This window comes from Arthrobacter sp. NPDC058097 (genome assembly GCF_042884885.1).
In the GTDB taxonomy this organism is placed as follows: domain Bacteria; phylum Actinomycetota; class Actinomycetes; order Actinomycetales; family Micrococcaceae; genus Arthrobacter.
In genome coordinates, this window is the sequence record NZ_JBHVSZ010000009.1 from 254,942 (window position 1) to 264,733 (window position 9,792).

Genomic DNA, 9,792 nt, shown 5'->3' on the forward strand with positions numbered 1-9,792 from the left:
AGGGTTCAGCCCCACCTCTACCGGCTGAGGCCTTTTTGTAGGAGCTTCGTCTGGCCGTTGGCTCCGCGTGTCTTGCGGGCCTTCGGGTTTCGTCCTGGTGCCTTGGTGACCGCGGCTGTGGGCGGGGTGGCCTGGTCCTGGTCGGCGCTGAGTCGTGCCTGCACGGCCTCCTGGTCGGCGACACTTTCCAGGCTGGCAGCCAATGCCTGTCGACGCTCGGCCGAGTCGTGCTCGAGGCCGGCCTCTTCTGCCAGTGCCTCGGGGTGCTGGTTCTCCTCGTCGGCGTGCTGCTGGCGGTCCCGGTCTGCCCGGTCGGCCTCGGTCAGCAGCTGCACAGCCTGGGCGGTCTCGTCACGGCCGGTACGGCGTTCCTGTCCGGCCTGTTCGCGGTCCCGTTCGGCCCTTGCCAGGGCATGGGCCACCGACGCATCATCGGCACCGAGGCTATTCACGTCCAGACCATAGCGGCGCTGCACCTGGTCGCGGATGACCTCGGCCGCGTCGCGCGCCGCCGAGTCGTGGTCTTTCCATGCGGTGGCCGCCTCGTGGACTCTTTCGATGTCTCGGCCGCTGGCGGTGTCCCACCACCGGTTGTCCATGACCGGTGCAAGCTGGGCACGGGCCGCGGCCCGCTCCGCGTCGAACCGGGCCCGCAGTTCACGGGCCTGTTGTTCCTCGGCCGCTTGAGCGCGGCGCAGCTCCTGCTCGTGTGCCCTGGCCAGCTGTTCACCGAGCCGGCCGGCGACGGTCAGCCCGACGCGCGAGATTCCCTCGATTGCTTCTTCGATGCCGTCAGATTCGTGCATGATTCCCCCTCGTTGGTGTTATCTCTCAATGTCCGGTCTGGTGGTTCCGCTTCGGGTGGCCGCAGGGGTGCGTGCCTGCACGTAGGTCGGCGGCAGCACGGACCCGGCGGACCGGCCCGTAACCTGGCCGGCTGTACTGGCGCGGACGGCTGCGGCCGCTTCGGCATCCGTCGCGGCCGTGGTTGCAGGGACGGGTGGCAGTGCTGCAGCGACCTGGCTCAGGTGGTGCTTCACCATGTGGCTGATCTGCCGTGCCCTGCGCAGATCATTGGAGGCCTTGTGCATGTCATGGACAGCCTTGGCGACGTTGAGGAGCTGGCGCAGCATGATGGCCTGCGCAGGGGTTCCCGTGCCGCCCATCGCGGCGGCCATGAACATAAGGGAAGCTCCGCGGGCGGACGGTCCGACGCTGCGGATGGGACGGACCGGGTAACGCCGCAGCTGTGCCGTCTTGGACAGCTCATCCGCTGCTGCAGCGAGCGGTCCGGGGGTTGCCTCAGTTGCCGTGGACCAGGCAGCGAAGGCACCGGATGCCTCGCGTGCAACATGCGCCCAGGTTGCGTGGTCATCCAGCGCGACGGAGCGCAGCGTCTCACGGAGACGGGCAACTTCGTCGCTGTACTGCTCCCACAGTTGCGGGTCGGGTTCGTGGGCTTCGCGGCCGGTCGTGGCCGGGCGGCGGCCGCGTGCAGCTGCCTGCCATTCGGCGACCGCATCGGCCGCTACTTGCGGGGTGTCCTGCCATGCGCTGCGGAGCTTGGGCAAGGCGAGGTCTTTGGCGAGGTGACCGCCGCCGAACCAGACCGGCCGGCCACCTCTCCGGGGTCGTTCGGCCACGCTGTAGCCCACCACAACATCGTCGCGTCCGGACGCGTACCGAGGCCTGACCAGGGCACCGGCACGGCGCAGGCGTCGAACGAATTCGGCCTCATCCCGGGCGGCCGTTGCACAGGCGCGGACCTTGCGTTCCAGCGACCGGCGTTCCGGTTCCGGGGCACCCCGCCGTTCGGATGCTTCACGTTCACCGGGCCGCAGGCCACGGGTGGAATGCGTGGGCGACAGTTCCTCCAGGCCGTACTTTTTCTCGAGCTCCCGGGCGGCCTGCTGTGCACGGGGGAAGTCACGCCAGCTGCTCCACTTGGTGCCGTCCTCGCGGACCATCGACGCGGCAATGTGGATGTGGTCGTTCCCGGCTTTGCTGTGGCCGTGACGGATCGCCACCCACTGCGCCGGCGCCCGTCCACTGGCTTCGGTGAAACCCATCTCGTCCATGAAGTCCTGCGCGATACCAGCCCACTTCGCATCGGTCAGGTCGCCCTCTTCGGCCCGCAGAGACAGCGAGCAGTGCCAGACATGGCCGCCCGGAACCTCCGTGCCCAGGACGCTTCTGGCCCGGTCCAATTCCTTGGCGATCGCCTGGGCAGCATCTGCGTTCAGCTCGTCGTCGTTGTACCAGGCCATGATCGACGGGGACCCCGCCACCAGATGAGGATCGGTGTGCTCGTTCGCCCGTCCCGGACCGGCAAGGTAGGCGATCAGGCCATGCATGCGGGTGCCCTTGGTGATGTTGGGAATCATCAGCGCACCATCGCATCCAGCATCGTATTGATCCGGTCAGCGACCGCACGCACCCGCGTCAACACCGTTCGGGCTGCTTCCGGGAATTCGTCCGTGGCGTTCACGTGACGGGCGAGCTGGTTGACGTTGTTCGACAGGGCAGCAAGGTAGCGGCGGGCCGCGATGAATTCCACGGCCACCGCCCGCCGCTCAGCAAGCGACTCGGAGTTCTCCGCGTACAGGGCGGCACTGACCAGAATCTCCGACGGGCTGCGCCCCGTCCGCTCCTCCAGAACCTTGAGCTGCGCCCGTTCGAATTCCGACATCGACACCCGCACATACTGGGTGGCACCGTCAATGTTCGCCCGGCGCCGACGGGAGAACCGGCGCGGAGACTTCCGCCCTTCTTCAGTCTCCCCATGCTCTTGAGTCATCCCCGCCCCCTCCCCCAATGCCCAGCGCAGCGCCCCGGAATTTCCGGGCCACACTCAAGAGTGTGCCGCATCCACGACCGCAGGCCGTGGATCAACACGCGGGTTATGGCACATAACCGCATAGCTTGCTCCGCTTCGCTTCCTGAGGGGGTTCTGCCCGGGTGGTCACCGGGTTGGGTACTGCCCTGGGGGTCGCTACGCGCCCCTTCTTCTTCACAACGACTGCGTCGTTCCGTTTCGGCTGTTGAGGCTACTTCCCGGTCCTTCCTTGGCAAGCCTGCGCCGCCGGCTTTCGCGGCATATCCTCGCTTCGCTCCGGTATTCCACGGTCCGGCAGCTCCGGCTGGCCAATTCCCTCACCGGCCAAGTTTCGGCAAGCGTGCCGAAAGGAACGCAGCATGGGGCAAGCGAAAGGTACAGTCATGGCTCTCATCTCACCGCGCATCGTGGAACAGCAATACGGCATCCCGGCCGACCGGTTGCGCCGCTGGCGTCAACAGGGCATCGGACCCGAATACTTCCAATTCACACCCCGCACCATCAGCTACAGCGCCGAGTACCTGCACGACTGGATCAACGACCCCGCCAACGCGCCACTGACCGGCGCCGCCACAGGCGACACCGGCCCCTGCCGCCCGGAAAAAGCCACCACCGAAAGTTAGGGTTGAACCATGGCTAACCTCGACATTGAACAGACACGCAACCAGGCCCGCGCACTCCTCGACTCGCGCATCAACTCCGTCACAGACCTCGTCACCACCCGCCAACGCATCACCGACCTCAAAGCACAACTCGCCGAGGCCGAAAAAGACGACAAGCGCGCCTACATCCGCGCCACCAGGGACGGCTGGAGCCCCGAGGAACTCAAGAAGCTCGGACTCGAACCCGCCGCCGCCGGCCGCCGCCGCAGGAACACCGCCAAACCCGCACCATCCGACGCCGGATCAGCCCCCGGCCTCGAACCGGCGGCCAGCTAAACCCCACCCCCTCCGGGTCCTCAACCCCGGCGGGTCCGCACCAGGTGTGCGGGCACGGACCTACAGTTAATGTGCAGCGTCAAACGCATGGGAAGGAGGCGTAGGCCGATGACAGACGACGCCGGATCCGGCCAGCGGATCTTCGTCCGCGACACCGTGCCCTACGCCGTACCTGAGTCACTGGAGGAGTTGCAGGGCCCGGACCACGGGATCGTGGAACTGCCGGTGTCAGTCCACTGGGGACCGAAAAGCACGTTCCGGGTGGACTCGTCCGAAGTCCTCGCCCACTACGCCTATGTGCTCAACGCCGGCACCCTCGATGACCTCCGCACGATCCTGAACCGGACGGTGCTGGAACAGTCCTGGCCGGCGCTGCTGCTGCCGGCCCGGTGCCGGCGACTCTGGGAAGCGAAGTTCCCGCAGCTCGCCGCCTAAGCTGGGGCCATGGAGAAAGCCCGCGAAGACGTAGCCCGCACCGGCCTGGACGCTTTGAAGGGTTACGGCTTCGCGCTGGCAGGAGCAAGCGCCAGCGAACTTCACGGGCTCATCAGCCGCCCAACCCGGGACCTGGACCTGTTCACCAACCTCCTGGACAAGGGCCGGTTTGAACAGGCACTCCAGGACCTGTCAGCGGCGTACCGGAGCGAGGGCAGCACCGTCCGGACCATCCAGCAAACCGACGTGTTCGCGCGCCTGGAAATCACCACCACAACCGGGGCCGTGGTCCCGGTCGATATCGCCGTTGACTGGCGGGCCTACCAGCCGGCACAGTTCGACGTCGGCCCCGTCCTGGATGAGCGCGATGCCGCAGCCAGCAAGATCGATGCCCTGATGAGCAGGTCACTGCCCCGTGACTTCCTCGACGTCGACTCGATCCGCAACGACGGACGCTTCACCGAGGACAAACTCCTCGAGCTGACCGCCTACAGATTCGGCTCATCCTTTGACCGCGCCGAACTCGGCTACGCCCTGCGTCAGGTCATGCGGGTGCGCCCCGAAGACGTCGCAGAGTACGGCGTCGGTCCCCGCGCCCTCGACCAGATCAAACTGCGCCTGGTCGAATGGGCCGAAACGGTCTCACCACCAGGCCCCGGAGAGATCGACATCACCGCCGCCCGAGCGGTCATCGATGCCAACCAACCGGGCCCCGGCGCAGCGCGCCCTGCCCCCACCAGCATGGCGGCCGGCGCGCGTCCGTACTCGCCGGCCCGGGACAACGGCCCGGGTTACAGCCGCTAACACCCCCGGGTCAGCGGGCAGAGAAGCCCCGGCATCCGCCGGTCGGCAGAGCGGATGAAGGTGCAGCGCTCAATGCCTGTCCTGTGCCGGTGATGTTCCCGGGTTGCTGCCGCCACCCACCAGAACTGGCAGTAGGCGGGTCCAGCGGCGCCGGTCCGCCACCCCCAGACGGCCATGGTGTTGCCGCGGGTGTTTTCTCTTCCAGCCGTCTGCGGCATCCTCATCCGGGCTGATCTGGCCCGCGTCGATCCTGTCCCTGGTCTGCGCGAAGGCCAGGTCGAGGTACGCAGCGAGGTCGTCCTCACTAACCCTCCACGTGCGCTGTTATCCTGCCTCGACTCGGCTGTAGGGGTTGTTTGTTGTGGCATCCCACTCGCCGCTCCTTACACTTTCTGCGGCCGGCGTGACGGTGGGGGCTTGCTGGACTGGTGTCATTGGGGCAAATGGGTCAGGACCACTGCTCCGATGGCAACTCCCAACACGGCAAAACCCACTCCAGCGATTCTGTAGACGCCACTGTCTGGAGCCGAACCGTTGAAGAACAGTGAAGCGTTGTCCCTGGCAAACTGGCCGAGCCAACGCGCGGATCCGTTGAAGTCCGCGGCTAGCGAGAGGCCAAGCAACACGGCCACCGCAGCCGCACCTATGGCCGCCGCCCCGAGGAGGGTCCTGTCCACTTGGACGAGCAGGATCAAAGCAATGACCGCGACAAAGAATAGGATGCCCAGAACTTTCAGCGGCCACGGCAGTGGTGCATTCGACTTCACGAGCTCCCCCTTGTTCAGACAGACCAGTCCCGAGGCTCCGTGGGCACTGCGGGCATGGCTGAACTGAATCACTGAAATGGCATGCCCAGCAAGACTCTTGCGCAGATCTTGCGGCCGGGGGCCACGAGGATGCCGGCTCGACGGCGTCCTGGATCTTCTGTAGCGTCGCGGGACTGGCGGCGATCTCGATGAGACCGCCATCTGAGTTCAGGGTGATGATCTGAAAGCCGAACGGTACCGCCTGCTTGTTGTCATTGCGGCTGGCCATCCGCGGCGGCAACCCAGTGCTCCGGAGCCCCGTGAGTGCCCTGCCCCGTCCGCTGGGAATCAGCTCGTCATAGACCGCCGGCTGGAAATCGATCCGACGCGGCCCGGGGGTGGCGATGCCCATCTGCCAGACGCCGCTCAAGGAACCAGGCAGGTTGTTCGGGTACCGCAGGAACATCAGCGACTGACCATGCTCTTCGAGCCTTGCCGCGGTTCTACGGAAGCGCTTCTGGGTGAAGTAGAGGCCTCCAGCAACAACCAACGAGTACACCAAGGCGCTGAACAGCGCATCATCGAGGCGGTCCCGAAAAATAAGCAAGTTTGTTCCCACGTAGACGGCAAACGCGACCGCACCAATCAGGGCCACCCGCACGCCCGGGGGAAGCACACGCCACCACTTCCTCATGGCGAGAGTCTAAGGACGGTTTTTTCCTGGCGCTACGCCTCCTCAGCCTCCGCACCATCCTCCAGTTCGCCGGCGGCGATACGAGCCTCAGTGCGCCGGTAAGCTTCCGCGATGTAGTCCTCGACGTCCTGACGGCCGATGCGCCACATGCCCCTGAAGCCAACCTGTAGGGCTCGAAGCTCCCCAGTCTTTATGAGGCCTCGGATGAGGCTGGCCTTCACGTTCAGCTCTTCAGCTGCCTGCTCGATGGTGAGGAAGCGGTGGGGGCGCGGTTCGTCAGTCACTGGGTCATACTATCTGCGGCTCCCGGCCTAGACTGATTAGTCCCGCTGCCGGCGGCTGCTTAGTCCCGCTGCCGGCGGCTGCGCGCTCTGAGGACCTCAGCGACCCCGACCAGGGCCAACGGGAACGTCCACGACGGCTGCGAAGTGGCGCTTTAAATCATAGGGTCCTGAAGTGCCGCCCGGCCCCATCAGAATCCCTGGCAGCCCTACGCAGACGGTCACCCAGACGGGGTTGCCCTGGCATGGGACCAGATACCGGACGCTAATGACAGCAGGCAGCCGGCGTAGATGTACGGCACGCAACTCACACGAGCTCACCATGACCCGCAACGCGGGCCATGCCGATGTTCACGATCTCCGGGACCTGGACCAAGGTGAGCACTTCGGAAAGCGGTTCGGCGACGGCGTGGCGGTATTGTTCTCTGCCTGTCCGGCCATTCTCAGATGTCCTCGTCTCGGTGTTGGAGTTCGTCCCGGGTGCGCTGCCCGCGGCGCAGCGCACCGGCGGGAACCGGGTCAAATTTCTTCCCGCCGTTGTATTTGCGCTGGACCCTCTTCACGTCCCTCATGGTGGCACGGACGATGAAGTCCGATGCGCTGGCCACGCCGCCCTCGTGTTCCTTCGCTACCAGGTAGGCGGCCCGCACCTGGTCGGCTTCCTCTTGCGTGAAGTACGGCGTGAACGCGGCATTCCTCGCCGGCTTCCTAGGCATCGGACTGTCCTTCCGTTCCGGACTCCCGTGGCGCCTCGGGGGTAATGCGCTGCAGCAAGGCGTCGTGGGCCTCCTGCAGGGCCCCGGCGCGGGCCTCGGCCGCCGCGGCCCTGGTCGCCGCCGCGGCCGCCGTTCCCGCCGCCTCGCGCTCCGCCGCCTGCGCGCGTTCCAGCTGCTCCCCCACTGCGGCGGCCTCGCGTTCGAGGGCAGTGATCCGTTCCGTGAGCTCGGTGACCGCTGCGTCCTTCTCGGCGACCGCCGTATCCAGGTCAGCGACGAGCTCGGCGACCTCCTGGTTCAGGTCCTTCTTCTCCTGCGCCCAGACCGCTTCGGCGGCGGCGTGGCGCTCGTTGGCCAAGGCGGATGCCTCGGCCCAGCACGCTCCCGCCAGCCGGGCGGCCTGTTCCAGCAGGGCCGCCGGCGTCGCGGCGACCTGTCCCCCGGCAGCCTGTTTCTCCTCCGTCCATTCCTTCAGGTACCGGGTAGCGTCAGCGTTGCTCACCCCGGCAGCCGCGCGGACCGTGGACACGGTCGGACGACGCTCAGCGCTGATCTGCTCAGCGGCAGCAAAAACCCGGTCTTTGACACTCATGGCCACGGCGGAAACCTTCCCAAAAGAAAAAGTAGTAGGAGTAGTAACAAAATTACTCCTACTACTACGAATATCAAGCCTTTCCGCCCGGGGATGTCCTCGCGGAAATGCCCCAGAGCTAGGCGGCCGGCTCCAGCGCCGGGGGCCGCCGGCCGACGAATCCCCTCGGTTATTCGCTCTTGTACACGGGCGTTTCGGTGATGACCGGCGGAGCGACGAAGCCGCTCGGGTTGGCTCGAAGGCCGAACCAGGCCTCGTCGTCGGCGTACTGGCGGGGGCTGATCGTAAAACTGTCGGCCGGGTGGATGCCGTCCGGTTCCGCACCCTTCGGGAGTCGTTCGGTGGTGGAGGGCCGGGCGGCCGGCGTCGCGGCCGTGTAGCGCAGGGACAGGCCGATCTCTTCGACCTCGAGCTCCAGGACGGTGCGCTTCTCCCCTGCTTTGGTCTCATAGGTGCGGGGCTTCAGGACTCCGGAGGCGACCACGCGGCTGCCCTTGGCCAGGGACGCGGCAGCGTTCTCGGCCGCCTCGCGCCAGATGGAGCAGCGCATGAAGAGGGTGTCGCCGTCCTGCCATTCCTTGGAGGCAGGGTCGAAGGTCCTGGGCGTGGAGGCGATGGTGAGGTTAGCGACCGCTGCCCCGGCTGCGGTGAAGCGTAGCTCAGGATCGCTGGTGAGGTTGCCGATGACGGTGATGCTGGTTTCGCCTGACATTGGTTTCGTATCCTTTTCTGCTGGTTTCGTATGGGCGGTGCCGGGGTTCCGGTGGTCCCTGTTTAGGCTTCGCGGGCGCGGCCGGCAGCTGCTTCGATGGCGATGATCTGCTCGATCTTGCCGGGGTTGAGTCCGGACCAGTGGTTTTCGGTGCCGTCTTTGTCGTAGACGACGACGGGGACCTGGGAGTAGCCGAGCTCTTCGGTGACGTACTCGAAAGCGGCCTGGTTGGTGGTGACGTCAACCTCGTGGAAGGGCAGGCCTGCCTCAACGAATTTCTGCTTGGTCTTTGCGCAGCCGAAGCATCCGGAGGGCTTGGTGTAGATGGTGACAGTCATTTCTCAGTCCTTGGTTTCGTATCACTTTGGTTAGGTTCGTCTGCTCTTTACTGCTGCTTCTATTCTACCAATCATTCAACTGAATGAATAGCACTTTCGCCGCTAATTCTAGGGGTTTTTATTCGAATTTTACGGCTCCTCTGACCGCGTGACTAGGCCCCTCAGCAATCGGCGATGTCATTTTCAGAAGCTGACTTCACAGAATGTCAGTAGTCCCCTGCACACTGGGATTTTGCCGCCTGAGAAGTGGACCCGGCACCGTCCGGTTCCTTTCCGGACCGAACCGTCCCGGGCCCTTTCATTGGTCATCCCGGCTGAAAAAACTGATGGCCAGCGGCGGGGTTGGCGGGTCAGGTCGGGCTTGGATGCTTCTATGTTCGTCAACCCGCCGTTAGATCTCCGCTACGGCTAGGGCGAGCCTCCTAGAGCGGCCAGCCAGATGCTGAGTGCTCGGAGCACAACTCCGCCGCGGTAGGTGAGGGCGAGTTTCTCGTAGCGCGTGGCCAGGCCCCGCCATTGCTTGAAGTTATTGAAGTTCCGTTCGACAACGTTCCGGCCCTTGTAGTCCCTCATCGTCAAAGAACGGGGACTGCCGCCGACCGATCCGCGTCGTTCCCGATGGCTGATCTGATCGGCTGGTTCCGGGATCACCGCGGCGATTCCGCGTCCTCACAGCAGGGACCGGATCGCCCGGGATGAA

The 9,792-nt window shown here is 65.5% G+C and carries 13 protein-coding genes and 1 pseudogene; 4 read left to right on the forward strand and 10 right to left on the reverse strand.

Annotated features, from left to right (window positions below):
- Positions 1–17: 17 nt before the first annotated feature.
- Genes ACFVTE_RS17035 through mobC form a run of 3 tightly spaced genes read right to left on the reverse strand, consistent with a single transcriptional unit; the run spans position 18 to position 2,797 of the window.
- Entirely contained in the window at positions 18–806 is a 789-nt protein-coding gene (locus ACFVTE_RS17035; RefSeq protein ID WP_387102313.1) for a hypothetical protein, read from the reverse strand.
- 18 nt (positions 807–824) lie between these two features.
- Complete coding sequence (locus tag ACFVTE_RS17040) at positions 825–2,384, reverse strand: relaxase/mobilization nuclease domain-containing protein (RefSeq protein WP_387102315.1); 1,560 nt, start codon at positions 2,382–2,384, stop codon at positions 825–827.
- Positions 2,384–2,797, reverse strand: a complete 414-nt coding sequence (gene mobC / locus ACFVTE_RS17045) for a plasmid mobilization relaxosome protein MobC (RefSeq protein WP_387102317.1) — start codon at positions 2,795–2,797, stop codon at positions 2,384–2,386. Before mobC ends, ACFVTE_RS17040 begins: the two co-directional genes overlap by 1 nt.
- Before the next feature lie 422 nt (positions 2,798–3,219).
- On the opposite strand from mobC, the gene ACFVTE_RS17050 reads away from it, so the two are divergent.
- The 4 genes from ACFVTE_RS17050 to ACFVTE_RS17065 all read left to right on the forward strand — a co-directional run bounded on the left by ACFVTE_RS17050 (position 3,220) and on the right by ACFVTE_RS17065 (position 5,013).
- Positions 3,220–3,459: a helix-turn-helix transcriptional regulator gene (locus ACFVTE_RS17050; RefSeq protein WP_387102319.1), complete on the forward strand. Its 240-nt coding sequence runs from the start codon at positions 3,220–3,222 to the stop codon at positions 3,457–3,459.
- A gap of 9 nt (positions 3,460–3,468) precedes the next feature.
- Positions 3,469–3,774 (forward strand): hypothetical protein, encoded by a 306-nt coding sequence (locus tag ACFVTE_RS17055; RefSeq protein WP_387102320.1) that lies wholly within the window; start codon positions 3,469–3,471, stop codon positions 3,772–3,774.
- A 108-nt stretch (positions 3,775–3,882) separates the two neighbouring features.
- Positions 3,883–4,209 (forward strand): hypothetical protein, encoded by a 327-nt coding sequence (locus ACFVTE_RS17060; RefSeq protein WP_387102323.1) that lies wholly within the window; start codon positions 3,883–3,885, stop codon positions 4,207–4,209.
- Positions 4,210–4,218: 9 nt separating this feature from the next.
- A complete protein-coding gene (locus ACFVTE_RS17065; RefSeq protein WP_387102325.1) occupies positions 4,219–5,013 on the forward strand; it encodes a nucleotidyl transferase AbiEii/AbiGii toxin family protein in 795 nt (264 codons plus the stop codon).
- 431 nt (positions 5,014–5,444) lie between these two features.
- Here ACFVTE_RS17065 and ACFVTE_RS17070 read toward each other — a convergent pair whose 3' ends face one another.
- From ACFVTE_RS17070 to ACFVTE_RS17100, 7 genes and pseudogenes are all read right to left on the reverse strand, one after another.
- A complete protein-coding gene (locus ACFVTE_RS17070) occupies positions 5,445–5,780 on the reverse strand; it encodes a hypothetical protein (protein WP_387102327.1) in 336 nt (111 codons plus the stop codon).
- Positions 5,781–6,485: 705 nt separating this feature from the next.
- Positions 6,486–6,737: a helix-turn-helix domain-containing protein gene (locus tag ACFVTE_RS17075; RefSeq protein WP_387102329.1), complete on the reverse strand. Its 252-nt coding sequence runs from the start codon at positions 6,735–6,737 to the stop codon at positions 6,486–6,488.
- A 440-nt stretch (positions 6,738–7,177) separates the two neighbouring features.
- Positions 7,178–7,450, reverse strand: coding sequence for a hypothetical protein (locus ACFVTE_RS17080; RefSeq protein WP_387102332.1), 273 nt, complete (start codon positions 7,448–7,450; stop codon positions 7,178–7,180).
- Positions 7,443–8,042: a DNA-binding protein gene (locus ACFVTE_RS17085; protein WP_387102333.1), complete on the reverse strand. Its 600-nt coding sequence runs from the start codon at positions 8,040–8,042 to the stop codon at positions 7,443–7,445. The genes ACFVTE_RS17080 and ACFVTE_RS17085 overlap by 8 nt, the downstream gene beginning before the upstream one ends.
- A gap of 169 nt (positions 8,043–8,211) precedes the next feature.
- Positions 8,212–8,754, reverse strand: a complete 543-nt coding sequence (gene ssb, locus ACFVTE_RS17090; RefSeq protein WP_387102335.1) for a single-stranded DNA-binding protein — start codon at positions 8,752–8,754, stop codon at positions 8,212–8,214.
- 62 nt (positions 8,755–8,816) lie between these two features.
- Entirely contained in the window at positions 8,817–9,092 is a 276-nt protein-coding gene (locus tag ACFVTE_RS17095) for a glutaredoxin family protein (protein ID WP_387102337.1), read from the reverse strand.
- Positions 9,093–9,500: 408 nt separating this feature from the next.
- Positions 9,501–9,792 (reverse strand): annotated as a pseudogene (locus ACFVTE_RS17100) (transposase); the annotation flags it as partial.